At 43.6% G+C, this 24,993-nt stretch carries 23 protein-coding genes, 1 tRNA gene, 1 rRNA gene and 2 riboswitches; of the genes, 17 read left to right on the top strand and 8 right to left on the bottom strand.

Annotation, left to right across the window (positions count from 1 at the left end):
* The first annotated feature begins 42 nt into the window (after nucleotides 1-42).
* From NSS75_RS16810 to rhaA, 4 genes are read left to right on the top strand one after another with little or no spacing between them, the layout of a single operon-like run.
* Nucleotides 43-828, top strand: a complete 786-nt coding sequence (locus NSS75_RS16810) for a DeoR/GlpR family DNA-binding transcription regulator (protein WP_024122630.1) — start codon at nucleotides 43-45, stop codon at nucleotides 826-828.
* On the top strand, nucleotides 825-2,282 hold the full coding sequence (gene rhaB / locus NSS75_RS16805) for a rhamnulokinase (RefSeq protein ID WP_103672555.1): 1,458 nt from the start codon (nucleotides 825-827) through the stop codon (nucleotides 2,280-2,282). Before NSS75_RS16810 ends, rhaB begins: the two co-directional genes overlap by 4 nt.
* A 15-nt stretch (nucleotides 2,283-2,297) precedes the next feature.
* Nucleotides 2,298-2,612, top strand: coding sequence for an L-rhamnose mutarotase (rhaM, locus tag NSS75_RS16800; protein WP_101860047.1), 315 nt, complete (start codon nucleotides 2,298-2,300; stop codon nucleotides 2,610-2,612).
* A 15-nt stretch (nucleotides 2,613-2,627) separates the two neighbouring features.
* Nucleotides 2,628-3,902, top strand: a complete 1,275-nt coding sequence (gene rhaA / locus NSS75_RS16795) for an L-rhamnose isomerase (protein ID WP_024122627.1) — start codon at nucleotides 2,628-2,630, stop codon at nucleotides 3,900-3,902.
* A 39-nt stretch (nucleotides 3,903-3,941) separates the two neighbouring features.
* On the opposite strand, the gene NSS75_RS16790 is transcribed toward rhaA, so the two are convergent.
* Nucleotides 3,942-4,928 (bottom strand): Gfo/Idh/MocA family oxidoreductase, encoded by a 987-nt coding sequence (locus tag NSS75_RS16790; RefSeq protein WP_024122626.1) that lies wholly within the window; start codon nucleotides 4,926-4,928, stop codon nucleotides 3,942-3,944.
* Between the two features lie 180 nt (nucleotides 4,929-5,108).
* Between NSS75_RS16790 and NSS75_RS16785 the strand changes: the two genes are divergently transcribed.
* The 3 genes from NSS75_RS16785 (at nucleotide 5,109) to NSS75_RS16775 (ending at nucleotide 7,376) form a co-directional block, all read left to right on the top strand.
* On the top strand, nucleotides 5,109-6,275 hold the full coding sequence (locus NSS75_RS16785) for an AI-2E family transporter (RefSeq protein WP_024122625.1): 1,167 nt from the start codon (nucleotides 5,109-5,111) through the stop codon (nucleotides 6,273-6,275).
* Between the two features lie 91 nt (nucleotides 6,276-6,366).
* On the top strand, nucleotides 6,367-7,197 hold the full coding sequence (locus NSS75_RS16780; protein ID WP_339234005.1) for an undecaprenyl-diphosphate phosphatase: 831 nt from the start codon (nucleotides 6,367-6,369) through the stop codon (nucleotides 7,195-7,197).
* A 106-nt stretch (nucleotides 7,198-7,303) separates the two neighbouring features.
* Nucleotides 7,304-7,376, top strand: a tRNA-Ala gene (locus tag NSS75_RS16775).
* Between the two features lie 204 nt (nucleotides 7,377-7,580).
* Here the strand turns inward: NSS75_RS16775 and NSS75_RS16770 are convergent.
* Complete coding sequence (locus NSS75_RS16770) at nucleotides 7,581-8,066, bottom strand: cysteine dioxygenase family protein (protein WP_095713951.1); 486 nt, start codon at nucleotides 8,064-8,066, stop codon at nucleotides 7,581-7,583.
* A gap of 540 nt (nucleotides 8,067-8,606) precedes the next feature.
* Between NSS75_RS16770 and NSS75_RS16765 the strand changes: the two genes are divergently transcribed.
* The 3 genes from NSS75_RS16765 to NSS75_RS16755 all read left to right on the top strand — a co-directional run bounded on the left by NSS75_RS16765 (nucleotide 8,607) and on the right by NSS75_RS16755 (nucleotide 11,539).
* On the top strand, nucleotides 8,607-10,169 hold the full coding sequence (locus NSS75_RS16765; RefSeq protein ID WP_095713950.1) for an MFS transporter: 1,563 nt from the start codon (nucleotides 8,607-8,609) through the stop codon (nucleotides 10,167-10,169).
* 150 nt (nucleotides 10,170-10,319) lie between these two features.
* On the top strand, nucleotides 10,320-11,168 hold the full coding sequence (locus tag NSS75_RS16760; RefSeq protein ID WP_095713949.1) for a glucosaminidase domain-containing protein: 849 nt from the start codon (nucleotides 10,320-10,322) through the stop codon (nucleotides 11,166-11,168).
* Nucleotides 11,169-11,275: 107 nt separating this feature from the next.
* Complete coding sequence (locus NSS75_RS16755) at nucleotides 11,276-11,539, top strand: YiaA/YiaB family inner membrane protein (protein WP_024122620.1); 264 nt, start codon at nucleotides 11,276-11,278, stop codon at nucleotides 11,537-11,539.
* 34 nt (nucleotides 11,540-11,573) lie between these two features.
* Here NSS75_RS16755 and NSS75_RS16750 read toward each other — a convergent pair whose 3' ends face one another.
* The 4 genes from NSS75_RS16750 to NSS75_RS16735 form a co-directional block, all read right to left on the bottom strand.
* Entirely contained in the window at nucleotides 11,574-12,911 is a 1,338-nt protein-coding gene (locus tag NSS75_RS16750) for a TrkH family potassium uptake protein (protein WP_185848688.1), read from the bottom strand.
* A 6-nt stretch (nucleotides 12,912-12,917) separates the two neighbouring features.
* Nucleotides 12,918-13,586, bottom strand: coding sequence for a TrkA family potassium uptake protein (locus NSS75_RS16745; protein WP_024122619.1), 669 nt, complete (start codon nucleotides 13,584-13,586; stop codon nucleotides 12,918-12,920).
* A 71-nt stretch (nucleotides 13,587-13,657) separates the two neighbouring features.
* Nucleotides 13,658-13,807, bottom strand: a riboswitch (cyclic di-AMP (ydaO/yuaA leader).
* 158 nt (nucleotides 13,808-13,965) lie between these two features.
* Nucleotides 13,966-14,511 carry a biofilm surface layer hydrophobin BslA gene (gene bslA, locus NSS75_RS16740; RefSeq protein ID WP_103672559.1) on the bottom strand — a complete coding sequence of 182 codons (546 nt, stop codon included), beginning with the start codon at nucleotides 14,509-14,511 and terminating at the stop codon, nucleotides 13,966-13,968.
* A gap of 207 nt (nucleotides 14,512-14,718) precedes the next feature.
* On the bottom strand, nucleotides 14,719-15,261 hold the full coding sequence (locus tag NSS75_RS16735; RefSeq protein ID WP_106019451.1) for a GbsR/MarR family transcriptional regulator: 543 nt from the start codon (nucleotides 15,259-15,261) through the stop codon (nucleotides 14,719-14,721).
* A gap of 199 nt (nucleotides 15,262-15,460) precedes the next feature.
* Between NSS75_RS16735 and betB the strand changes: the two genes are divergently transcribed.
* The 3 genes from betB to NSS75_RS16720 all read left to right on the top strand — a co-directional run bounded on the left by betB (nucleotide 15,461) and on the right by NSS75_RS16720 (nucleotide 18,826).
* Nucleotides 15,461-16,933, top strand: a complete 1,473-nt coding sequence (betB, locus tag NSS75_RS16730; RefSeq protein ID WP_339233994.1) for a betaine-aldehyde dehydrogenase — start codon at nucleotides 15,461-15,463, stop codon at nucleotides 16,931-16,933.
* A gap of 16 nt (nucleotides 16,934-16,949) precedes the next feature.
* Nucleotides 16,950-18,158, top strand: coding sequence for a choline dehydrogenase (gene gbsB / locus NSS75_RS16725; protein WP_095713945.1), 1,209 nt, complete (start codon nucleotides 16,950-16,952; stop codon nucleotides 18,156-18,158).
* Nucleotides 18,159-18,247: 89 nt separating this feature from the next.
* Nucleotides 18,248-18,826 carry an MOSC domain-containing protein gene (locus NSS75_RS16720; protein WP_103672561.1) on the top strand — a complete coding sequence of 193 codons (579 nt, stop codon included), beginning with the start codon at nucleotides 18,248-18,250 and terminating at the stop codon, nucleotides 18,824-18,826.
* Between the two features lie 5 nt (nucleotides 18,827-18,831).
* On the opposite strand, the gene NSS75_RS16715 is transcribed toward NSS75_RS16720, so the two are convergent.
* The gene (locus NSS75_RS16715; protein WP_101860055.1) at nucleotides 18,832-19,320 is read right to left on the bottom strand and encodes a DinB family protein; all 489 of its coding nucleotides are present in this window, start codon (nucleotides 19,318-19,320) and stop codon (nucleotides 18,832-18,834) included.
* A gap of 168 nt (nucleotides 19,321-19,488) precedes the next feature.
* Between NSS75_RS16715 and NSS75_RS16710 the strand changes: the two genes are divergently transcribed.
* The 3 genes from NSS75_RS16710 to NSS75_RS16700 are packed head-to-tail and all read left to right on the top strand — an operon-like array spanning nucleotide 19,489 to nucleotide 22,112.
* Nucleotides 19,489-20,013, top strand: coding sequence for an NfeD family protein (locus NSS75_RS16710; protein WP_101860056.1), 525 nt, complete (start codon nucleotides 19,489-19,491; stop codon nucleotides 20,011-20,013).
* Nucleotides 20,014-20,031: 18 nt separating this feature from the next.
* Nucleotides 20,032-21,561: a flotillin lipid rafts scaffold protein FloT gene (floT, locus tag NSS75_RS16705; protein WP_059292679.1), complete on the top strand. Its 1,530-nt coding sequence runs from the start codon at nucleotides 20,032-20,034 to the stop codon at nucleotides 21,559-21,561.
* A 26-nt stretch (nucleotides 21,562-21,587) separates the two neighbouring features.
* Nucleotides 21,588-22,112 (top strand): GNAT family N-acetyltransferase, encoded by a 525-nt coding sequence (locus tag NSS75_RS16700; RefSeq protein ID WP_103672562.1) that lies wholly within the window; start codon nucleotides 21,588-21,590, stop codon nucleotides 22,110-22,112.
* 40 nt (nucleotides 22,113-22,152) lie between these two features.
* Here the strand turns inward: NSS75_RS16700 and thiT are convergent, their stop codons facing one another.
* Nucleotides 22,153-22,731 carry an energy-coupled thiamine transporter ThiT gene (gene thiT, locus NSS75_RS16695; protein ID WP_024122611.1) on the bottom strand — a complete coding sequence of 193 codons (579 nt, stop codon included), beginning with the start codon at nucleotides 22,729-22,731 and terminating at the stop codon, nucleotides 22,153-22,155.
* Between the two features lie 100 nt (nucleotides 22,732-22,831).
* Nucleotides 22,832-22,933, bottom strand: a riboswitch (TPP riboswitch).
* Between the two features lie 471 nt (nucleotides 22,934-23,404).
* Here thiT and NSS75_RS16690 point away from each other — a divergent pair.
* Nucleotides 23,405-24,954, top strand: a 16S ribosomal RNA gene (locus NSS75_RS16690).
* The last annotated feature ends 39 nt before the right edge of the window (nucleotides 24,955-24,993 follow it).

The raw sequence follows: 24,993 nt of genomic DNA, 5'->3' as shown, positions 1-24,993 counted from the left end.
TGGGAAAAGCAAGACGGATATTAATGAGGAAGGACGTTACCGATGTTAGTAGCAGAACGGCAGAAAAAAATAGTCGAACTAGTGAATAAGCGTTTAAGCATCCGCGTATCCGAATTGAGTGACATATTTTCTGTCACAGAAGAAACGATTCGGCGGGATCTTGAGAAGCTTGAGAAAGAGCATAAGCTGAGCCGCAGCCACGGAGGTGCGGTCAGCATTCAGCAGCAGGAGTCAGAAATTCATTTTTCTGAACGTGAAATTACAAATGTAATAGAGAAAAAAGCCATTGCTCATGAAGCGGCCAAATATGTAAAAAGCGGTGACCGAATCATTCTCGATGCAAGCACTACCGCTTGGTACATGGCGAAAATACTCCCTGATATTGAGCTCACCGTCATTACAAACTCAATGAAGGCAGCCATTGAACTGAGCAAAAAACAAAAGATATCAGTTATTTCAACCGGCGGTATCTTGCTGACAAAATCATTATCATTTGCGGGACCGTTAGCTGAGCGTTCACTTGAAACCTATCATGTAAATAAAACCTTTCTGTCCTGCCAAGGGTTTGATATGGAACATGGAATGAGCGACTCAAATGAGTGGCAGGCACTGCTTAAAATACGGATGATTGAAAGATCTGATCAGACCATTTTGATGGCCGATTCAAGCAAATGGGGGAACCGCGAGTTTTCACATATCGCCTCTTTGCAGGATGTCAGCTGCATCATTACCGATTCCAGACTTGATCCGGTATCAGTAAAAGCCCTTGAAGAAAAGAATGTGAAAGTGACAGCCGTCCCCCTTCCTAAAGAAAGGGTGAAAGGATGATATATGCTGCTGTTGATATAGGGGCATCAAGCGGGAGAGTCATAATAGGCGAACTCCAGGAAGGAAAGCTTGCAGTACAAGAGATTCACCGATTCGCAAACGGCTTCATGCAAAGAGACGGACATGGCTATTGGGATATTGATCATTTGCTAGAGCAAATCCTGCAAGGGCTGCAAAAGGTGAAAGCCCTTGGCTATGACTGCTGCACCGTCGGCATTGATACATGGGCCGTTGATTATGTCTTGCTGGATGAGAAAGGCAGCCGCTTACGAGAAGTCATATCATACCGGGATAAAAGAACAGAGAACACAATGGAGAAGCTTGCGCAAACGATATCAAAAGAAACAATCTATCAAAAAACAGGCATTCAGTTTCAGCCTTTTAACACAATCTATCAATTATATGAAGAAGACCAGGAGCTGCTGAGAAAAACAGAGCAGATTTTAATGGTGCCGGATTATTTAGGCTATTGCTTAACCGGCAAAGCAGCAGCGGAAATCACAAATGCGTCCACGACACAGCTCTTAAACGCCTTAACAGGAAAGTTTGATCTCGAATTGCTCGAAGCCGTGTCTGTTAAGGAACAGCAATTTCCGCCGCTGACTGAACCGGGACAGGAACTTGGCATGCTAAGAAATGATTGGTTTCCAGGCTATGATCTGCCGGCTTGCAGGGTGATTACCGTCGCAACACATGATACTGCTTCAGCTGTCCTCGCCGCACCAGGCATAAACAATGATTGGGCGTATATCAGCAGCGGAACATGGTCGCTAATCGGAATTGAGAACGAAGCGCCGATTATAAATAAACTCGCATTGAAAAACAATTATACAAATGAACGCGGCGCAAACAACACCATTCGTTTCCTGAAAAACATCATTGGCATGTGGATGATACAAGAAGTCCGGAAACAATTACGAGAAGATTACAATTTTCAGCAACTGACAGAAGAAGCTGGAAAAACAAAACCGTTTCAGCAGTTTATCAACTTAAATGATGATCGTTTTCTGTATCCGCATGACATGATAAAGGAAATACAAAATTATTGCAGAGAAACCTTCCAACAGATTCCTCACACAGCAGGCGAACTTGCCTGCTGTATCTACAGCAATTTAGCCATCATCTATGCGATAGCCATCTCAGAACTAGAAACCATTACAGGGAAAAACATTCAACAGCTTCATATTATCGGAGGAGGCGCCCAAAACGACTTCTTAAATCAATTAACCGCTGATATGAGCGGAAAAACGGTATACGCCGGACCTGCTGAGGCGACAGCCATCGGAAATCTGCTGATGCAAATGATTGCTGCCAAAGAAATAAAGGACGTAAACCAGGCCCGCAAGACCGTCAGAAACTCCTTTCCCATTAAAGTGTTTATCCCTAAAGATACTGACAGAAGCGCCATCATTCAGTCCTATCATCAAACTGTTTTGAAAGCGCTATCTAAATAAAAAGAGGTGATCAGCTTGAAAAGAAAAGCGAGTATCATGTTCGTCCATAAAGATAAATTCAAGGAATACAAACAGAGGCATGATGACATTTGGCCAGAAATGGCGGAAGCGCTTAAAGCCCATGGGGTGCATCACTATTCTATTTTTTTAGACGAAGAGACAGGCCGGTTATTTGCTTATTTAGAGATAGAGGATGAGGAAAAGTGGAAGAAGATGGCAGACGCAGAGGTGTGCCGCAGATGGTGGAAATCAATGGCGCCATTAATGAAAACAAACGCCGATGACAGTCCCGTTTCAATCGATCTGAAGGAAGTCTTTTATTTCGAATAAAAGGGAGAGAGCCGTATGACGATAAAAGCGAATTATGACAGCGCAAAACAAGAATATGAAAAATGGGGAATTGATGTTGAAGCTGTGTTCCGGCAATTGCAGCAAGTTCCGATCTCAATCCACTGCTGGCAGGGTGATGACATTGAAGGGTTTGAAGTGAATAAGGGCGAGCTTTCCGGCGGCATTGACGTCACAGGCAATTATCCCGGAAAAGCGCAAACCCCGGAAGAATTAAGAAGAGATTTGGAGAAAGCTCTGTCTCTCATCCCGGGAAAGCATCGGGTAAACCTGCACGCTATATACGCAGAAACAAACGGAGAAGTTGTTGAACGTGATCAGCTGAAGCCGCATCACTTTGAAAATTGGGTGAAGTGGGCAAAGGGTCTTGGTATCGGATTAGATTTCAATCCGACACTGTTTTCACATGAGAAAGCGGATGACGGGCTTACACTCGCACACCCTGATCCATCCATCCGGGAGTTTTGGATTCATCACTGCATCGCGTGCCGCCGCATCGGAGCGTATTTCGGCAAAGAATTAGGCACGCCTTGCTTGACGAATATTTGGATTCCGGACGGCTATAAGGATATTCCGAGTGACAGGCTGACGCCGCGCAAAAGATTAAAAGAATCATTGGATCGGATATTCCGCGAGGAAATCAGTGAAGATTACAATGTTGATTCGGTCGAGAGCAAGCTGTTCGGACTTGGATCAGAATCATATGTCGTCGGGTCTCATGAGTTTTATTTAGCCTATGCTTTAACGAACCATAAGGTATGCTTGCTCGATACGGGACATTTCCACCCGACAGAAACGGTATCAAACAAGATCTCGGCGATGCTGCTTTACACAGACAAACTCGCCTTGCACGTATCCCGGCCCGTTCGCTGGGACAGTGACCATGTCGTGATGTTAGACGATGAATTGAGAGAAATCGCCCTTGAGATCGTCCGTAATCAGGCATTAGAGAAAGTCGCCATCGGTCTGGATTTTTTCGATGCCAGCATTAACCGTGTCGCCGCTTGGACTATCGGAACGAGAAATATGATGAAAGCTTTAATGTACGCTTTGCTTCTTCCGAATGACCATTTAAAACAATTGCAGGATGAGGGGCGCTTTACAGAAAGGCTGGCGCTGTTGGAGGAATTTAAAACCTATCCTTTCGGTGCCATCTGGGATTATTACTGTGAGCAAATGGGAGTGCCGGTAAAAGAAGCTTGGCTTGATGATATCAAAGAATATGAACAAAACGTGCTTTTCAAAAGGCAGGCATCCTCACCGATCGTTTAAAAAAATCCGCCCGCGTGCAACATGCCGCGGGCGGATTTTTTAGGCTTGATCAGCAGGGTACACAATACCCATCTGTTTTCTTGCTTCCTCCATGATGTTAGCAGTGATCAAGGAGCGTTCATATGTATTTTCTTCAGATTCCTGTTTCTTCTCTTTCACGAGCGAAACAAATTCAGCCGCTTCGTAAAACATTGCCGGTTTAGGATCAGAGAGCGAAATGTTTTCCAGGCGGCCGTCACGATAGCGGATTTCCACTCGTTCAGGACGATGGATCGTATCCAATACTATTGTCCCGTCTTCTCCTTGGATTTCAGCAGGCGCGTAGGAAGTTGAGATTTTAGAATGCATCAGTACGGCCTCAAACCCGTCATATGAGAGAATGACGGTACCTTCTCCATCAACGCCGGAAGATAAAGTGTATCCGTTCGCTTTCACGGCTTTCGGCTCTCCAAACAGTACAACGGCAGGGTAAATACAATAGATGCCGATATCCATCAATGAGCCGTTAGACAGCTCAGGCTGAAACGCGTTCAAAACAGTTCCGTTTCTAAACGCATCATACCTTGAAGAGTACTGACAGTAGCTTGCGGTAAATCTGCGGATTGTGCCGATTTTGTGGAAGTGTTTTTTCAGCTCTTTAAAATTAGGCAGGAATGTGGTCTTCATTGCTTCCATGAGGACAACACCATTCGCTCTGGCGGCTGAAATCATCTCTTCTGTTTCTCTGGTATTTGAAGCAAGCGGTTTCTCGCATAGCACATGTTTGCCATGTTTCATAAAGAGGATCGCCTGCTCCTTGTGAAGAGCATTCGGGCTGGCGAGATATACAGCATCAAAGCCATCGCTTGCCGCCATTTCCTGAAGGTCGGAGAAGGTATGTGCAGCCCCATGCCGAGCGGCAAACTCAGCGGCGCGTTCAGGTGTTCTTGAATAAACGGCTGTGAGCTGGAAATCTTCAACTTCTGAAGCTGCTTCTAGAAAGCGGTCTGTAATCCAGTTGGTTCCTACTATTGCAAATCGTATCACGCATATCGCTCCTTTTGTATGATATAGCTAAATTATAGCTTAAAAAGATGAAAAGCACATGATAGATCAAATCACATTTTTTAGATAAGGAAGTTTTTCCAGCAATTAGCGGTTTTTATTTTTCATTATAGGTACGATAGTGTACAATTTACTTAAACTATGTATGACGGAGGAACGATAGTGGAGACGTTGCAAACATGGAGCGGCAGATTCAAGCGATTCTTCTTGGACAACAAGTTTGTTTTATTCCTGCTTGTTCTGCTGCTGATTGGTTTAAATATTCTCGTATTTACAAAAACATCATTTATTTTCACCCCGATCATTGTTCTGCTCAAAACGATATCGCTTCCGATTATTTTAACAGGCATTGTTTTTTATCTGTTAAACCCTGTCGTTGATTTCCTTGAGAGAAGAAGAATCAGAAGAATCTATTCCATTTTGCTGTTATATCTGTTGATTATCGGGCTGATCACGATCACAATCGTGTCGATTATCCCCTTTTTAAAAGAGCAAATTATGAGTTTGATTGACAACATCCCGAGATATGTGGATGTTGTTGAGAATCAGACAAAAGAACTGATCGGCAGTAACTTTGTCAATCAGGCGCAGCAAACGATGAACATTAATATATCTGATCTCGCGACAAAGGTGTCAGATCAGGCAGCGACGATTGTAAACAGCACCTTTACCGGCGTTGGGAATTTTATCGGCGCCTTAACTGAGATTATCATTTCGATCGTGACAGTTCCATTTATTCTTTTCTATCTGTTAAAGGACGGAAAGAAATTGCCGATCTACATACTGAAGTTTGTGCCGACACAATTAAAAGAGCAAACATACACAGTTTTAAGCGAGATGAATCATCGGCTAAGTTCTTATATCAGAGGACAGATCATTGTCAGCTTCTGCATTGGATTTTTGCTGTTTATCGGCTATTTGATCATCGGACTGGATTACGCTTCGCTACTTGCCGTTATAGCGGCTTGTACAAGCATCGTGCCGTATTTAGGTCCGACAATCGCCATTACGCCTGCGATCATTATCGCAATTGTGACATCGCCTCTGATGCTGCTCAAGCTTGTGATCGTCTGGACAATTGTTCAGCTTATTGAAGGGAAACTGATCTCCCCGCAAATTATGGGGAAAAACCTTCATATCCACCCAATCACCATTATTTTTCTGCTGTTAACCGCCGGCAAGCTGTTTGGTGTTATCGGAATTATTCTTGCGATTCCGGGCTATGCGGTTGCCAAAGTCATTACGACACATTTATTTGACTGGTTTAAAATGCAGTCGCATCTATACGATGAAGAAAAAAATGAAAATGCAAAGAGTCATAAAGCATAAATTTCATTTATAGTTATATAAGACGGGCTTTCCATTTATGGAAGGCTCCCGTTATGTGAAAAATAAATGTCTAATGGGGAGAATTAAAATCATGACTCTATGGGAATTGTTTGTAGCTGCTATTTTAGGAATCGTAGAAGGGTTAACAGAGTACGCACCGGTTTCTTCGACAGGACATATGATTATAGTAGACGATATCTGGCTTAAATCAGGCAGTCTCATGTCTGAAGAAGCAGCCAACTCATTTAAAGTTGTCATTCAGCTTGGCTCTATTTTAGCGGTTGCGATTGTGTTTAAAGACAGGATTTTGAATTTGCTTGGCTTGAAAAAAAATATCACGAGTGACCAAGAGCATGGTCACAAATTAAGCATTGCCCAAATCGCAGTAGGGCTTGTGCCCGCCGCGGTTCTCGGCTTTTTGTTTGAGGATTATATTGATGAAAATTTATTTTCAGTCCGCACCGTGGCCATTGGCTTAATTGCCGGGGCAGTTTTAATGCTTGCAGCCGATTGGATTAATAAACGGAAAGAAACGACAGACACTCTAGACCGTATTTCATATAAGCAGGCAATCGGCGTCGGTTTATTCCAATGTCTTGCCCTTTGGCCGGGTTTTTCACGCTCCGGCTCAACGATTTCCGGCGGCGTTATTCTCGGGTTGAATCACCGTGCGGCAGCCGATTTCACATTCATAATGGCAATGCCGATTATGATGGGAGCCAGCACCTTAAGCCTAGTGAAACACTGGGACAGCTTAAGCTCCGATTTAATGCCGTTTTTTATCGTCGGCTTTATCTGTGCCTTTGTTGTTGCGCTGTTTGTGGTCCGTTTCTTCCTAAGACTGATTAACAAAATCAAACTTGTTCCGTTTGCAATCTACCGAATCATTCTCGGCGTGATTTTACTTTTGTTTATGATGTAAATCGAAAAATAAGGCTCCGGAAAGGGCCTTATTTTTTCTGTCAATTAGAAAGGAACAGCTTGTTTTTCAAAAAAAAATCATCTATAATAAACATGACGTTACATACGGGGCCATAGCTCAGCTGGGAGAGCGCTACGCTGGCAGCGTAGAGGTCAGGGGTTCGAGCCCCCTTGGCTCCATACCTGTAAACCCTTATTCTATAAGGGTTTTTTTGTTTTTAATAGATAGGATTCATTCGCTGAACCCTTCTGTTGATCCGAAATCATATGTCCTCAGGAGCATTTCATAAACCAATGATAAAGTCAGATATTCCTTCATTAGGCTCCTGCGTTTGGAAAATGACATATAACAAACTAATCAAGTAAAGTAGTTCAGACTATAAATCATGAATTTTCCAATACACCACTTTGTTCTTCAAAGACCGTCATGTCTTCCAAAGGGGGTGAGTAAACATGAAGAGACACCATTCGTTCGGAAGTCGGATTGGACATTTTGTGAATTAAACCTTTGGTTGATATAAGACATTCTCCTTTGTGGACAAAATATGAATTGGAGAGTTCTGTATGATCGCCGGTTGAGCGATAAATAGAATTAAGAAGTTTTCCTTCTAACACCATTGCACTACCAATGGATTGACCATGATCGTGGACTGCTGTCTCCTTGTTTGGGGGAATGTTAATCACGATAATTTCTAATTCATTGTTTCTATAGATGGCATTTCGGCCGTAAGCGTACTGGTCTGGTTCCTTTATATATGGTTGACTCAATTCTGCCACGTTTGGAATTTGTTTTAAAGAAGCTGCCAAATCTTTAACCGATGGATTTTTCAAGCCGCCAAAAATTTCTTCGATACACTTATACAGTTCCATTCGTTTTTACCTCCCGGATCATTTAAAATTGCCTAGCATTGGTATTTCGCAGATTAGTTCATGATATTTACCCATAGACAATTTAGAGGCGGCAAACGCCTAGTGAACACAAAAAAATGTGCGGTCAACATGTTGTTCTTATCACCAACTTATTCGGGTTGATTAGTTTGAATTTTGATGAAAACAGTGAATTGAAAGGTGCCGTCATTACCCAAGCGAAGACCGATAGGATTAATTTTAAAACGGCCTGCTTTAAATCGCTTGAGGGAGCAGGCAGGGACTCATAAGTCACGATATCGGGCAAAAGCCGTTTAGGTGTTTGATTTGTGCTTGAAATTTGCGCCATTGACAAAACACAATCGGTTTGGAATAATGTTTGAGTATATGCTCATTTTTTCACATATTATCATAAAATAATATCATTTCCCATGATGGGGAGAGAATCCGAATGAAAGCTAATGGCATGCAAAATCTATTAGCTTCTTTTGTTTTCAAAAAATGATGTGTTTCGTATGTATTCATATAGGAAGGAATGACAACATGAAGACAAAACACTATTGGGTGATTTCTTTGCTCGCTGTTTTAGCGGTCGGGCCGGGATTGATGTCTAACACGGCATTGTCGTCAGTTCAAGGCCTTGTTCAGAAGACGGTTGGAACAAGTGACTTCACATCAGTAAATCCAATATTGATCGGCAATATGGCCTTCGCTTTATTAGTTCCGGCAGGACCGCTGCTAAGGAAAAAATTCGGTGCCCGTCCGATCTATCTGGCTTCATTACCCGTTTTTATACTTGGCTCACTGCTCTTCGCATTTTCAAGCGATATTGCCTGGATGGCGGCAGGACGCTTTTTACAGGGAGCGGCTACAGGTGTCATGCTGATGATTATGATTCCGATGCTAGTCCTGTCATTTCCGATTGACCGGCGGAATTACGCACTACTGGTGCTTATCGGCGGGTTCTATGGCTCTGTTATTATCGGTTCGATTTTAGGAACGATCGCGTTGAGCTACGGCCACTGGAGATGGCTGTTTTTTACCTTTGGCACATTGTCTTTGATCGGCGTCGCAGTGAGTTATTTCTTTCTCTATGATGAGCATCATGGGGGATCAGAAAAGGAACAGTCATCACTCGACAGAGCAGGGATCATTTTATCTGTATGCGTGGCCGCAGCCTCAGCGTTTACATTCATTTTTCTGCAAAAATGGGGCTTTTCATCAGGTTATGTACGGGCTGGTTTTGGGGTTGCTTTATGTTTGCTCCTCATTCTGTTATTTGTAGAATATAAGGTGAAAAACCCTTTCATCTCTATTAAACAGATGCTGCTGCCTAAACCTGTGCTCGGTTTATTTATCATAGCGGCAGGAACGATTACGGTAGCTGTCAGTCTGGCAGCTTTTCAAGGCTTGCTTCGTCAAATGTATGATATATCCCGAGATCATCTCATTCTTTTAAACATGACTCTATTGATTGGAGTGGCCATCGCAGCTATTGCGAGTGCTCTGTTATATGATAAAGTCGGACCAGGGATGCTGGGGATTATAGGTTCTCTCATTCTCGTTTTTGTGAATTTTCAATGGCTTCATATGCAATATCAATCGTCTCTCTATGTGTTTGCGGCGCTGTTCATCATGCTGGCAGCAGGAACCGGCCTGACGGTCGCAGCAGGACTAATGGGAGCCGCTATGGGCGGCCCGCTTCCTGATCTGGTCAAAAGAATGACAGCTGTTCAGTTTTTAAGATTGTTTGTCTATATGGGTGTGCCTATCCTGATCGGCTATTTCACGAAAAAGGATGCTGCCAGACAAAACGGATCGATGCAGGATGCTATGATGACTGCCTATCATGATCTGTTTTTGATTTCTTTTATCCTGAGCGTGCTGCTCGTTTGTTTATCGTTTTGTATGAACGCCACCGGAATGGGGCACAAGCTGGCTCATAAGCCTCATGATAAAGGAAAATCCGCTCCGGAAAAACCGGCTGTTTCTGCACATGGACTGACAAAGGCTGCCGTAAAATCTCATAAAGTCATACATGATCAAGAATATCGTGATGCGCTCAGACATTTTAAACAGCACAGTCTTACAAAAATAGATACATGATCACTGCCTTTCCCTTGATGGGAAAGGCTTTTTGTGTGTTCTCTCTCAAACTTTATCCCTAAAGAATTGAAAAATATTAGAAGTACAAGTAAAATTCTTAAAGGTAGATTCTTTTACACTCGTAATCTTTTAAATCGAAGGAAGGTTTTCATGGCCCGTAAAAAACTGAAAAAACGTAGACTCTTCATCTCTCTATTTTTCGTTGTATCGATTCCGCTAGCCTTGTTTGTTTTAGCGACAACTCTTTCAAAGCCAATTGAAACATCCAAAGAACCTGAAGAAATTGATGAACAGCAAGTATTTATTGACAGCCTTTCCGGACATGCTCAAATTTTATATGAAAAATATCATGTCCTTCCCAGCATAACGATAGCTCAGGCCATACTCGAATCTGACTGGGGAAACAGCGAGCTTGCCTCTAAAGCCAACAACCTGTTTGGCGTAAAAGGAAATTATAAAGGACATCACGTCACCATGGATACAGATGAATTTGAAAAAGGAAAAAGAAAAACGATTCGCGCGAAATTCCGCAAATACAGCACGTTTTTTGAATCAATGGATGATCACGCCAAATTATTTGTCCAAGGCACATCGTGGAATAAAAAGAAGTATAAGCCGGTGCTTGAAGCTGAGGATTATAAAGAAGCAGCAGGCGCTCTTCAAACATCAGGCTATGCCACAGACCCGGAATATGCTGACAAAATCAGCGCCATTGTGGAAAAGTACGATTTAGATGAATACGATGAGGTGAATCCATCTCTGAAAGCTGTGGATTTAAAAGGCTCCATCAAAGACAGCGCCGTTCAAGATGTATGGTCTAAGCCTTCTACTGATGATCAATCCATTAAGCTGACCTCTGCGCAATCTTACGTTGGCAAGGATATAAAGGTTGTATCTAAAAAACAGAAAGGCCAGTCCGTATGGTACCAATTCCAAGTCAATAATAAACTGGTCGGCTGGATTGATGACTCAGCTGTTGAAATAAAGGAAGCAATCTGAGCCGTTTTTCCTGGTATTTTTATTTTTTTGTTCCATTCAGGGGAATTTGAGGTATAATATTCCACGGAAGTTATCACTTAATAACTATGCTTCAGGAGGGAACAAAGGTGCAGAAATATAGACGGAGAAACACGGTTGCCTTTACTGTATTAGCTTATTTCACTTTTTTTGCGGGAGTATTTTTGTTTTGTATCGGACTCTATAACGCTGATAATCTCGAACTCAATGAAAAAGGCTACTACATTGCAGTGATGATCCTTGTAGCGGTCGGCGCGATCCTTACACAAAAAGTGACGCGTGATAACGCAGAAGATAATGATATCATCGCGGAGCAGGAAAAAAGACAAAGTCAATCTCATATTGAATCATAAAAAATCCGGCATGTAATATGCCGGATTTTTTACATTACCCAGTAAACACCTCACCGTCAGGGTAACGAATATTTGATTTTTCTGTTTTAGCAAATGAAAAAACAAACGTCAACGGTCCGATTCTTCCGATGAACATAATCGCAATAATGATACATTTCCCCGCTGTTGTCAGTTCGGGTGTCAGCCCCATTGTCAGTCCGACCGTTCCGAAAGCTGAAAAAGTTTCAAAAACAACCTGTATAAACGGCGCTTCTTCTGTAATGGTCAAGGCGAAAATCCCTATAAAGACGATGAACAAACTGATAACACTGACTGCTAAGGCCTTAATAATGATCGGATATTTTATGGTCCGGCGGAAAATAACAGTTTCTTTATGCCCTCTTAAATAAGCGATAACAGACATCAAAATCACAAGAAAAGTAGTCAGCTTAATACCGCTCGCCGTTGAAGCGCTGCCCGCTCCGATAAACATCAACAGCAGGACAAATACAATGGTGCCTTCTCTCATGCTGCCAAAATCCACAGAGTTGAAGCCCGCGGTTCTCGGCGTCACTGCCTGAAAATACGAAGCCCACAGTTTATCTGGCAAATGCAAGGAACCAAGCGTGCCGGGGTTGCTGTACTCTAAAATAAAAATAATCAGTGTGGCAGCAATATTCAAAACGAACGTTCCCGCTAGCATCAGTTTTGTATGTAATGAAAAGGCTTTGAAACGCCGATTTTTCAGGATGTCAAATAGCACCGTAAACCCGATGCCCCCTGTGATAAATAAGATAGTAATGACAAGATTGACTGCAGGATCACCAACGTAGCTCATTAAATTATCCGGCCATAAAGAAAAACCGGCATTGTTAAAAGCCGATATTGCATGAAACACGCTGGCAAACAATCCGGATGCCCAGCCATACTGGGGCACAAGCCGGATGGATAAGATCAGGGCGGCGATCAATTCGATACTGATTGAAAATAGAAACAGGACTTTGACAAGGCCTATCACGCCGCCGATTGTCGGCTGGTTTAAGGCTTCCCGGATCAGCATTCGTTCTTTCAATCCGATTTTTTTTCCTAAAATCATGACGATCAGAACAGCAAATGTCATAAAGCCAAGCCCGCCGACTTGAATCAGACCCATGATGACAGTTTGCCCGAACACCGTAAATTCTGTCCCAGTGTCAACAACTGCAAGCCCGGTAACAGTTGTAGCAGAAGCCGCTGTAAAAAGGGCATCTATCCATGACAACGGCTTCGCAGTAGAAATCGGGAGCTTTAACAAAAGAGAGCCAATAATAATAGTAAGAAAAAAACCAATCGCAAGCACTTGCGGGGGAGAAAAACGAACCCACTTGATTACAGTTTCCTTATGAAGTCCCACCTTTGTCTACATCCCTTCGTTTTCGAAGCGTTTAATATCCTTTTTGTGACCCATCATCACCAGGCAGTCTTGTTCGTAAATCACCTCTTCCGGTGCAGGAGAAAGGCGAACATCTCCATTATGTTTAATTGCCAGGATGGTACATCCGTACTTCGCTCTAACATTCAGATCATGAATGGATTTGGAATTCAGCTTTCGTGTTGCCAGCAGCTCAACAATACTGTAATCATCAGATAAGTCGATATAATTCAAGACATTTTCATCAGAGAGACTTTGTGCGATTTTGACGCCCATATCCTTTTCCGGATGAATAATGCGGTCGGCGCCGATTTTTTCCAGCACCTTATGGTGATAATAATTTTGAGCTTTCACCCAAATATTTGGAATGTGAAGCTCTTTTAATAGCAAAGTGGTCAGTGTGCTCGCTTGAATATTCGCCCCTATAGCCACGACGACATATTCAAAATTACGAATTCCCAGTGAAAGCAATTCGTTTTCTTCAGTGGCATTGGCAATGACCGCATGGGTTGCGTAGGAAGCGAAGGCATTGACCTTTTCTTCGTTAATATCAATGGCAAGGACCTCATGGCCCATTCTGTGCAGCTCTTTGCAAATGCTTCCGCCGAACCGTCCAAGCCCGATGACTGCAAATTGCTTGTTTTTTATTCTTCCCAATGTTCAAGACTCCCTTAATAAAATTAGCGTTTTGAAGTAAAAAAGACCATTACAAAGAATGGTCAAAATAGACCTCCTCTCTGTATACGCCTACGAGGTTAGCTGTCGGATTAGGGATTCAGAGTACCCCTTCTTACTAAGTAAGATTCACCCCAAGGCCGTTTTGTGAAACAGCCAATCATTGGTTTCCCCGTTCGTGTTTGATTAAGCGGTAAAAGAGACTTTATGAAATTGAACACTCAAGAATTTACTCCTGTTTCTAGTGTTTGTCAATTTAAATTTAATACAAGTGAAAAGGTAACTGGAAATAGAGGGAAAAGGGAGAGGGAAAGGAATCAAAAAACGTAAAAAAGACCGGCGTTAAGCCGGCCCTCTGTGATTATTTACAGCCGCATGGCTGAGTCGGAGGTGTGCTGCGCTTAGCCACTTCGATGCTGGCTTCCGCGTAAAATTTATTTCCGATGCTCAGTGATTTGTTCTCTGCACGGAAAGTATATGTACCAGCGGCAGGAAGCGTTTTGTTATTCAGTTTTAACTTGAATTCACCAGCGCCTAATAAATCAAGAGCCAGAGGTACCCTTACTGTTTTACCGTTATTGAGGATCTGTGTTTCGCGCAATGCATTTCCGTTCATCGTATCTTTTGTATTTGCTGTAAATCCGCTTGGCAATGTAAATTCCATCACGCCAAGGCTGAGAAGCGTGTTTGGACGGTATGTCAATTCGATATCAGAGAAAGACCATTCTGTTTTGCTCGCTCCTGTAATTGTTGCAAACAATGAAGCTGTTGATTGGGCTCTCATCGTAGACTCAGTATGAGCAGAAGATGACTTAGATTCAGCTGCAAAAGAAGCTGAAGGTGCAGAAACGAGTAAACCGAGACTTAATACACTGATGGCCAAAGAAGATAATAACTTGCGTTTCATAACAAAAATTCCCCCTAATAAGTGATAAAGATTAAAGGCCTGCCTCTGCTTTCCACCTCCTCTTAAAGGCCAAATACAAATTTTACCTACATAAAATTACCATCAAATAAAATGGAAGTAAATGGGGTGTTTTTCCCGTATTTTTCAAATTTGTAGTAAATATAGTGAAAAAACAAAAAAACGTCCGGTTTTCCAGACGTTTTTTGATTATTTTGTTTCAATTGGTATAAATTTAAAAATCTCTCCGCTCTGCACCGATTCAGCGAGACGTTTCAGCCAATCGTAGTAGGCTTTAGAACTTTCCAGCTGCTCGTATAAACGCTGCGCTTCATTCTTCGTTTCCTCATTGAGTTCTTCCTTATGCAATATCTCTTGTAAATCAGCCTGAGCCTCCTCAATTGCTGATACATTCACCTGAACTTCACGTTCCCATTTTGGCGGAAAGAAATTTGTGAAAAATTTAAAGAAATCTTTTTCGGCTACAAATGTGTGCTTACGGATGCCTCGGTGAAATGTCTTTTTCACGACATTTAAATCCTGAAGCTTTTTGACACCCGTGCTCATGCTGGGCTTGCTCATTTGCAGCTCCTCCCGCATTTCGTCAAGCGTCATCTCGTCCCGCATGTACATCGTTCCATATAATATCCCGACACTTCGGGTAATTCCGTAAAGATCCATTGTTTCAGCAATGGAGTCAATAACAAGATCCCGTGCCTGTTCTATAGCTGCAAATTCTGGATTTTCATCCATACTGACCCTCTTTTCCTTTAGAAAATTAAATTTGTTAAGTCATTTCTTTATGTTCTTTATCTTAACGAAACCTAGAGAAAAGTCAAAATGAAAATCACAATTAGGGCTTTGACAGTTTAAAAACCATATGTTAGATTAAGGTTGTTAAAAACATTAAATTTTTATTTAACAAACTTTATTTTCGTCAAGGAGGACTTAGATGAGTCAAACATTATACATTGACGGTGAATGGATCAGTGCCGAAAAAGGGCAGGTCCGCAGTATTATTAATCCATTTAATCAAGAAGAAATTGCAACAGTTAGCGAGGGCGGACGTGAGGATGCCGTTAAAGCAATCGCTGCTGCACGAAGAGCTTTTGATGCAGGAGAGTGGCCTTCTCTTTCAGGGCTTGAACGCGGAAAAATAGTTCTGAAAATTGCGGAATTAATCAGACGCGATCTAGACGAGCTGGCTGAGCTCGAATCCCTTGATACAGGAAAAACACTTGAGGAAAGCAAAGCCGATATGGACGATATCGCCAATGTTTTTCAGTATTATGCTGGTCTGGCAGATAAAGATGGAGGAGAGATCATCTCATCTCCAATCCCTGATTCAGAAAGCAAAATCATCAGAGAGCCAATTGGCGTATGCGGACAAATCACGCCGTGGAATTATCCGCTTCTGCAAGCGAGCTGGAAAATCGCCCCGGCTTTAGCGGCAGGCAATACAATTGTCATGAAGCCGAGTGAGATCACACCGCTGACGACAATGAAAGTCTTTAAGCTGATGGAGGAAGCCGGGGTTCCAAAAGGTGTCGCAAACCTTGTGTTGGGACCGGGCGCCACAGTGGGTGACGAGCTTGCTGTAAACAAAGACGTTGACTTGATTTCGTTTACAGGCGGAATTGAAACAGGCAAAAAAATCATGCGGGCGGCAAGCGGCAACGTTAAAAAAATTGCGCTTGAGCTTGGAGGGAAAAATCCAAATATCGTCTTCAAAGACGCAGACCTGGAAGTCGCGGTTGATCAGGCGCTAAACGCCGTATTTTTCCACGCCGGCCAAGTATGCTCCGCCGGGTCCCGATTGCTTGTAGAAGAAGATATTCATGACCGATTTTTAGCAGAGCTTGTCAAGCGGGCGAAACGCATTAAACTCGGAAACGGTTTTCACGAAGAGACAGAAAGCGGTCCGCTTATCTCCGCGGAGCATAGAGCAAAGGTTGAAAAATATGTAGAGATCGGACTGGAAGAAGGTGCAAAACTGGAGACTGGCGGCAAACGTCCGGAAGATCCAGCATTTCAAAACGGTTTTTTCTATGAACCTACCATTTTCTCAAACTGTAAATCTGACATGAGAATTGTTCAGGAAGAAGTATTTGGGCCAGTATTAACAGTCGAAACATTCAGTTCTGAGGAAGAAGTAATCTCACTGGCGAATGATACGATTTACGGATTGGCCGGAGCTGTATGGTCGAAAGATATTGAAAAGTGTGAACGTGTAGCAGCCCGTTTGAGAATGGGAACGGTTTGGATTAACGATTTCCATCCGTACTTTGCGCAGGCGCCATGGGGCGGCTATAAGCAATCCGGGTTCGGACGGGAACTTGGAAAAATAGGGCTTGAAGAGTACACAGAAGTCAAACATGTCTATCGCAACACAAAACCGGCAGCGGTTAATTGGTTCAATTCATAAGAAGGGGAGATTGATTATGACATTAAATATGAAAGTAGAAAGCATGCATAAATTTCACACATTTGAAATTCCGACTGTGATTAAGCACGGAATTGGCGCCGTCAACCATGTAGGAAAAGAAGTAGCTGGACTGGGTGTTTCAAAAGCATTGCTTGTTACAGACCCTGGAATTTATAAAGCCGGCGTCGCAGATCCTGTCATCGAGTCATTAAAAGGGGCAGGCATTGAAGTGGTGCTCTTTAATAAAGTTGAGCCAAACCCTCCTGTACGGCTTGTAAATGAAGGTTCCGAGCTTTACAAAAAAGAGAACTGCAACGGCTTGGTGGCAGTCGGAGGCGGAAGCTCCATGGACACAGCGAAGGCCATCGGGGTAGAAGCGACTCACGAGGGAAGCGTACTTGATTATGAAGCAGCTGAAGGAAAGAAACCGCTGGAAAACCGCATTCCTCCGCTTACGACAATTCCGACAACCGCTGGAACAGGCTCAGAGGTAACGCAATGGGCGGTTATTACAGATGAAGAAAGAGAATTCAAATTTAACACAGGCGGTCCGCTGATTGCCGCGCATTTGACTGTGATTGACCCAGAGCTTCACGTCTCAATGCCGCCGCACGTAACAGCGATGACGGGGATTGATGCTCTCGCTCACGCCATTGAGTGCTACACAATGAAATTTGCGCAGCCGATTACAGACGCAGTGGCGTTGATGGCGATTGAATATGCCGCTCACTACATTAAGAGAGCATTTGCTGACGGAGAAGATCTCGAAGCTAGATACGGAATGGCACAGGCTGCTATGCTTGCCGGTCTTTCTTACGGCAGTGAATCAGCGGGTGCTGCTCACGCCATGAGCCAAACACTCGGCGGTATCATCCCTGTCGCTCACGGCCAATGTGTAGCGGCAATGATGGGCCCTGTTATGGAATACAACTGGAAGGGCTATCCGGAGAAATTTGCCCGTATCGCAAAAGCGTTCGGCATTGATACAAGCAATATGACAACAGAAGAAGCTGCAAAAGCATCTGTCAACTGGATGTACGATCTTGTGAAAGAGTTAGAAGTACCGACTTTAGAAGAACAAGGGGTATCGCCGGACATGATCGAGCGCTTGTCAAAAGAAGCAATGAAAGATCCGCAAACCTTCGGAAATCCTAGAGATTTAAATGAGAAAGCATATAACTGGATCTACAAACGCTGCTTTAATCTTACGCCAAAAACTGTATAATGCGATGATCCCGCTCCTTTACAGAGCGGGATTTTTTTGGATAATTGAACATAAGTGACAATCCTAGAGATGAAGGACGGTGCAAGCTTATGTGGAAACGCATGACCGCAAAAACGGAAGGCTTATATGTTGCAGATACAGAAAGCTTTGTAACAAAACAAATGGACAAGCTCGATTTTGATTATGGCGGCATTCCCGGCGACTTACATTTCGGCCTGACAAAAAAAGCTGGGGCCCGAGAGCCAATGTTTTCAAGAGGAACAGAAATTTTTAACCGCAGACAAATTTCAATTGTTTCAACAGAAGAATGTGACGAAATTGCTTTGAAAATGGGAGTCCCGAGTATTTTTCCCGAATGGCTCGGTGCAAATGTTGCAATTAGCGGTATACCTGATTTCACAACATTAAAAGAAGGAAGCCGGCTTATATTTCCGAGCGGCGCCGCTTTACTGTGTGAGGGAGAAAATGATCCGTGTATCCAGCCGGGTGAAGTCATCCAGTCTTATTATCCGGACAAGCCAAAGCTTGCATCGGCTTTTGTCCGCCATGCATTGGGGATAAGGGGCATTGTATGTATTGTCGAGAGACCCGGTGCCGTGTATGCGAGTGACGAAATAATCGTTCATTCATACCAGCGGAACATCAAACAAAAAGCAGAAAGAGTCTGAATAAATCAGACTCTTTCTATTTTCTCTTTAATTTCTTTGATCTGGCTGAGGTGGCGTTTTTCGTGATGGCCGATAAATTCGATCCATTGTCTGACGGTCAGCTCTTGAAACAAGGGATGCGGCAATACTCTCTCAAAATCTTCTTCTTTAAGAGAGGCAATAACAGCTGTCAGCTGCTCCCTTACAACATCAAGCTCCCGTTTCATTTGGCTGCCTGAAATAAAATCATGATCCGGTTCAAGATGGGCCGGCGCTTTCCGTTTATTGCTTCTATCCTGGGCGGCCGTAAGCGGTTTTTCCTCAATCTCCTTAACAGGCGCTTCCTTTACTCGTTCTTTCAGCATGTTTTGGGCGGTCATATCAATTTTCTTCAAATGATCAAGAACTTCCCGTATACTCCATTCATCAGAAGAAGGCTTCTGATTCAGCTTTTCATCGGAAAGTCCTTTTACTTCATTCCATGTTTCTAATCTGGCTTCATTAAAGATACTCATCATATCTCCTCCTGAAAAAACATTACCATATATAAGAGCATTTATCATTTATAAAGTGCTTCGCGGGGAAGCATTTATCGAAAAATTTTGAAACCTTTTCCTCTGTATCTCGTATAAAAGGTAACGACGGCCGTCGGTTAAAGTAGCAGCTTAGAAAGGATGAGAAAATTGGAGTTATACGGTATTCCTGTCCAAACGATTTACCTTTACACCCTTATCATAGCCGGAAGCCTCACGCTGCTATTTTTATTTTTCGGAGATGTGTTTGAAGGGCTGTCCGAAGCTATTCCGTTTTTACACCCGACATTGGTGCTCTCATTTTTCACATTTTTCTCCGCATCTGGATATATAGGCGAAACAGTTTTCCCCCTCTCCAGCCTGATTATTGCTCTAATATCCTGTCTTCTTTCAGTGCTGCTGGTGATATTGCTCCATTTATTTGTGCTTGTCCCTTTATCATCGGCAGAAGAATCATTGACTTATCGAGAAGATGATCTTAGAGGCAGACTCGGAAAAGTCATAACCGCTGTTCCGGTTGATGGATTTGGAGAAGTACTGATTGAAGGGATAGGCGGTACGATTTCAAAATCAGCGATCAGCTTTGAAAATGAACAGATCAGTTACGGAACAGTCGTCTTAGTTGTGGATGTCAAAAACGGAGTTCTTTCAGTTACTCCGCATGAACCTTTATAAAACAAGGAGGAATGTCATATGACAATGCCGATTATCATCGTCATCGCAGTTGTATTCTTTTTACTCATCGCACTTATAGCGGTATTTATTACAAAATATCGTACGGCAGGGCCTGATGAAGCGTTAATTGTTACAGGAAGTTATCTTGGAAATAAAAATGTTCACGTTGATGAGGGAGGCAACCGCCTGAAGATTGTTCGCGGAGGGGGAACATTTGTTCTTCCGGTTTTTCAGCAGGCTGAGCCGCTAAGTCTGTTATCAAGCAAACTCGATGTATCGACACCTGAAGTGTATACCGAGCAAGGTGTGCCTGTAATGGCAGACGGAACTGCAATTATTAAAATCGGCGGCTCTATTGGAGAAATCGCCACAGCAGCCGAACAATTTTTAGGAAAGTCAAAAGAAGACCGTGAGCAGGAGGCCCGTGAGGTACTGGAAGGCCACCTCCGTTCCATTCTCGGGTCTATGACAGTAGAAGAAATTTATAAAAACCGCGAAAAATTCTCTCAAGAAGTGCAGCGTGTCGCTTCACAGGATCTTGCGAAGATGGGTCTTGTGATTGTCTCCTTTACCATTAAAGATGTCCGTGATAAAAACGGCTATCTTGAATCACTAGGTAAACCGAGAATTGCGCAGGTAAAACGTGATGCTGACATTGCAACCGCAGAGGCCGATAAAGAAACAAGAATTAAGAGGGCGGAAGCCGATAAAGAAGCCAAAAAATCAGAGCTTGAACGAGCGACGGAAATTGCCGAAGCTGAAAAAATCAATCAGCTTAAAATGGCTGAATACCGGCGAGATCAAGATACAGCAAAAGCCAACGCTGACCAGGCATACGATTTGGAAACAGCCAAAGCACGCCAGCAGGTGACTGAGCAGGAAATGCAGGTCAAGATTATAGAACGCCAAAAACAAATTGAATTAGAAGAAAAAGAAATTCTCCGCCGTGAACGCCAGTATGATTCTGAAGTGAAGAAAAAAGCCGATGCAGACCGCTATTCAGTTGAGCAATCTGCCGCTGCTGAAAAAGCCAAACAGCTAGCCCAAGCCGATGCCAAGAAATACAGCATAGAAGCGATGGCGAAGGCTGAAGCTGAAAGGGTCAGAATTGACGGCCTTGCAAAAGCAGAAGCTGAAAAAGCAAAAGGTGAGACAGAGGCCGAGGTTATTCGCTTAAAAGGTCTTGCTGAAGCGGAAGCGAAAGAAAAAATTGCCGCTGCCTTTGAGCAGTACGGTCAGGCTGCGATTTTCGATATGATTGTCAAAATGCTTCCGGAATACGCGAAACAGGTATCAGCACCGCTTTCAAATATTGATAAGATCACCGTTGTTGATACAGGAGGAAACGGTGATTCAAGCGGCGCCAACAAAGTCACAAGCTATGCGACAAATTTAATGTCCAGTCTGCAAGAAAGCTTAAAAGCGTCTTCGGGAATCGACGTAAAAGAAATGATTGAGAACTTTTCAGGAAAAGGCAACATCAAACAGAGCATCAACGAACTGACAAATGAATTAAAAGAAACAAAACCTGTTCAAAAATCTGAATAACCATTGCGGAAAGGATTAGAGAATGAATGGTGACTATAAGAGAAGCACGACTAGATGATATAAAGGCAATCGCAAAAGTGCATGTTGACAGCTGGGTGACAACATACAGCGGCATTGTCTCCGCTGAATACTTAAATGGTTTGAACTACAAGGATTTTGAATCCAAATGGAAAAGCCGTTCATTAAAGGGGGTCTTTGTAGCAGAAGATGAAGAAGGTTCAGTATTCGGCTTTGCATCTTTTGGTCCAATTCGTTCAGAGCAGAGCGGCTATGACGGAGAGTTGTATGCCATTTACCTTTTAGAAGAAAAACAGCGGCAAGGTGCAGGCAGAGCGCTTTTGACAAAGGGAACAGATTTTTTGCTTGATCAGGGCTTTACGAGCATGTTTGTTTGGGTCGTAGAGGAGAATCCTTCGATTACATTTTATCAGTCGTTTTCACCTGAAAGAGCAGCCGAGGATAGTTTTGAAATCGCAGGAGAAAGCATGAAAGAAGTAGGGTTCGGCTGGCCGAATCTTGCTTCATTAAAAAATCTGCTTAACGGAAGATAAAAAACAACCCCCAGCGGAACGGCCGCTGGGGGTTGCTAGATTAAGCTTTTTCAGTTTTCAGCAAGCGCGGAGCTGTCATGAACAATAAACAAAGGACAATCGCACAGATAATGAATGACGGAACCATATAAGTAGCATTATAAGTTAATGAGTAGATCCATACCGGCGTTCCTTTTGGTGCAAAGCTGCCGAAAAATACAGCCCCTGAAATCACGTGTGCAGCATAACGCAGAAAACTGCCGATAAAAACTGCGCAAATAATTGATACGATCAATTTCCCTTTTGCTCTTGATAAGGCGGATTTGCGGACAGCGGAAGCGAAAAAGCCGCTTATGCCGACAGCGGCGAACGCTGCAATGTAATCAAGCAACAGCTGAACAGGGTGCTGAAGAAATAGATTTCCGATCGCAATTTGAACGAGACCTGTCAATAGACCGGTGGTAAGCCCCGCTTTAACTCCCCAGCGAAAAGAAATCAAAAAAATCGGAATCATCATGATGGATACCGACCCTCCTTGAGGCATACGGAGGAACATTCCGGAAACGATGTCTAAAATGACAGCAGCAGCAGTCATGATTGCAATTTCAATAAGACGTACCAGTTGTCTTGATTGAGCCATAAAAATCCCCTTCCATCGATAGACAATCCAAAAGGACAACAAAAAAGCAGCACGCGGAAGGATGAGGAAAGTTCCACGCACTGCTTTACAATCTGCAATTCATTTGACTTTGCCACATCCCTACGCCAGCGTTAACTAACAGGTTCAAAGGGTCAGAACGAAACCGCTCACTCTCAGCTTTTATGCTCCCCTTGTGGTCATCGGATATTTAGTTCGTTTCTACTATACAAGAAAAAGGTTAAAACAACAAGATGACATTGCCTGTAGTAAATGTTCTTTAATAGATAAATGTTTTATAAAGCATTACAAGTTAGATAGAATAAAGATGATTACAGTTTTATTGTTTTATAGATTTTTTTAAAAAACTATTGCAATAAATAATTATAGGTGTTATATTATTAAACGTCGCTGATGAACAGCAGACAAAACAAGAAGCTTTAAACAACTTTTAAAAAAGTTGTTGACAATTAAGAAGTTGAGTGTTATATTAGTAAAGCTGCTTCATTGAGAGTGGTGATGATCTTTGAAAACTAAACAAGACAAAACGTACCTGTTAATTCAAGTTTTATTATAAATCGCACAGCAATGTGCGTAGTCAGTCAAACTGAGGTCTGCACGATGCAGATCACGCAGATGTTGCCACAGGATGTGGTGAACTTAATCTGCGATCCATTTATCGGAGAGTTTGATCCTGGCTCAGGACGAACGCTGGCGGCGTGCCTAATACATGCAAGTCGAGCGGACAGATGGGAGCTTGCTCCCTGATGTTAGCGGCGGACGGGTGAGTAACACGTGGGTAACCTGCCTGTAAGACTGGGATAACTCCGGGAAACCGGGGCTAATACCGGATGCTTGTTTGAACCGCATGGTTCAAACATAAAAGGTGGCTTCGGCTACCACTTACAGATGGACCCGCGGCGCATTAGCTAGTTGGTGAGGTAATGGCTCACCAAGGCAACGATGCGTAGCCGACCTGAGAGGGTGATCGGCCACACTGGGACTGAGACACGGCCCAGACTCCTACGGGAGGCAGCAGTAGGGAATCTTCCGCAATGGACGAAAGTCTGACGGAGCAACGCCGCGTGAGTGATGAAGGTTTTCGGATCGTAAAGCTCTGTTGTTAGGGAAGAACAAGTACCGTTCGAATAGGGCGGTACCTTGACGGTACCTAACCAGAAAGCCACGGCTAACTACGTGCCAGCAGCCGCGGTAATACGTAGGTGGCAAGCGTTGTCCGGAATTATTGGGCGTAAAGGGCTCGCAGGCGGTTCCTTAAGTCTGATGTGAAAGCCCCCGGCTCAACCGGGGAGGGTCATTGGAAACTGGGGAACTTGAGTGCAGAAGAGGAGAGTGGAATTCCACGTGTAGCGGTGAAATGCGTAGAGATGTGGAGGAACACCAGTGGCGAAGGCGACTCTCTGGTCTGTAACTGACGCTGAGGAGCGAAAGCGTGGGGAGCGAACAGGATTAGATACCCTGGTAGTCCACGCCGTAAACGATGAGTGCTAAGTGTTAGGGGGTTTCCGCCCCTTAGTGCTGCAGCTAACGCATTAAGCACTCCGCCTGGGGAGTACGGTCGCAAGACTGAAACTCAAAGGAATTGACGGGGGCCCGCACAAGCGGTGGAGCATGTGGTTTAATTCGAAGCAACGCGAAGAACCTTACCAGGTCTTGACATCCTCTGACAATCCTAGAGATAGGACGTCCCCTTCGGGGGCAGAGTGACAGGTGGTGCATGGTTGTCGTCAGCTCGTGTCGTGAGATGTTGGGTTAAGTCCCGCAACGAGCGCAACCCTTGATCTTAGTTGCCAGCATTCAGTTGGGCACTCTAAGGTGACTGCCGGTGACAAACCGGAGGAAGGTGGGGATGACGTCAAATCATCATGCCCCTTATGACCTGGGCTACACACGTGCTACAATGGACAGAACAAAGGGCAGCGAAACCGCGAGGTTAAGCCAATCCCACAAATCTGTTCTCAGTTCGGATCGCAGTCTGCAACTCGACTGCGTGAAGCTGGAATCGCTAGTAATCGCGGATCAGCATGCCGCGGTGAATACGTTCCCGGGCCTTGTACACACCGCCCGTCACACCACGAGAGTTTGTAACACCCGAAGTCGGTGAGGTAACCTTTATGGAGCCAGCCGCCGAAGGTGGGACAGATGATTGGGGTGAAGTCGTAACAAGGTAGCCGTATCGGAAGGTGCGGCTGGATCACCTCCTTTCTAAGGATATTTACGGAATATAAGACCTTGGGTCTTATA

Origin of the sequence: Bacillus sp. FSL K6-1012, from assembly GCF_037964915.1 — a bacterium.
GTDB lineage: Bacteria > Bacillota > Bacilli > Bacillales > Bacillaceae > Bacillus > Bacillus halotolerans.
The sequence above is the reverse complement of the archived record's forward strand: the minus strand, read 5'-3'. Positions and strand labels throughout refer to the sequence as shown.

Excerpts from the sequence above, each read along its gene's own strand:
- thiT (WP_024122611.1), bottom strand. The coding sequence starts at position 22,731 with ATGGCTCAATCAAGACAACTGGTACGTCTTATTGAAATTGCAATCATG.
- NSS75_RS16765 (WP_095713950.1), top strand. The coding sequence starts at position 8,607 with ATGAAGACAAAACACTATTGGGTGATTTCTTTGCTCGCTGTTTTAGCG.
- betB (WP_339233994.1), top strand. The coding sequence starts at position 15,461 with ATGAGTCAAACATTATACATTGACGGTGAATGGATCAGTGCCGAAAAA.
- bslA (WP_103672559.1), bottom strand. The coding sequence starts at position 14,511 with ATGAAACGCAAGTTATTATCTTCTTTGGCCATCAGTGTATTAAGTCTC.
- NSS75_RS16735 (WP_106019451.1), bottom strand. The coding sequence starts at position 15,261 with ATGGATGAAAATCCAGAATTTGCAGCTATAGAACAGGCACGGGATCTT.
- floT (WP_059292679.1), top strand. The coding sequence starts at position 20,032 with ATGACAATGCCGATTATCATCGTCATCGCAGTTGTATTCTTTTTACTC.
- NSS75_RS16715 (WP_101860055.1), bottom strand. The coding sequence starts at position 19,320 with ATGAGTATCTTTAATGAAGCCAGATTAGAAACATGGAATGAAGTAAAA.
- NSS75_RS16760 (WP_095713949.1), top strand. The coding sequence starts at position 10,320 with ATGGCCCGTAAAAAACTGAAAAAACGTAGACTCTTCATCTCTCTATTT.
- NSS75_RS16770 (WP_095713951.1), bottom strand. The coding sequence starts at position 8,066 with ATGGAACTGTATAAGTGTATCGAAGAAATTTTTGGCGGCTTGAAAAAT.
- NSS75_RS16700 (WP_103672562.1), top strand. The coding sequence starts at position 21,588 with ATGGTGACTATAAGAGAAGCACGACTAGATGATATAAAGGCAATCGCA.
- rhaA (WP_024122627.1), top strand. The coding sequence starts at position 2,628 with ATGACGATAAAAGCGAATTATGACAGCGCAAAACAAGAATATGAAAAA.
- NSS75_RS16720 (WP_103672561.1), top strand. The coding sequence starts at position 18,248 with ATGTGGAAACGCATGACCGCAAAAACGGAAGGCTTATATGTTGCAGAT.
- rhaB (WP_103672555.1), top strand. The coding sequence starts at position 825 with ATGATATATGCTGCTGTTGATATAGGGGCATCAAGCGGGAGAGTCATA.
- NSS75_RS16810 (WP_024122630.1), top strand. The coding sequence starts at position 43 with ATGTTAGTAGCAGAACGGCAGAAAAAAATAGTCGAACTAGTGAATAAG.
- gbsB (WP_095713945.1), top strand. The coding sequence starts at position 16,950 with ATGACATTAAATATGAAAGTAGAAAGCATGCATAAATTTCACACATTT.
- NSS75_RS16780 (WP_339234005.1), top strand. The coding sequence starts at position 6,367 with ATGACTCTATGGGAATTGTTTGTAGCTGCTATTTTAGGAATCGTAGAA.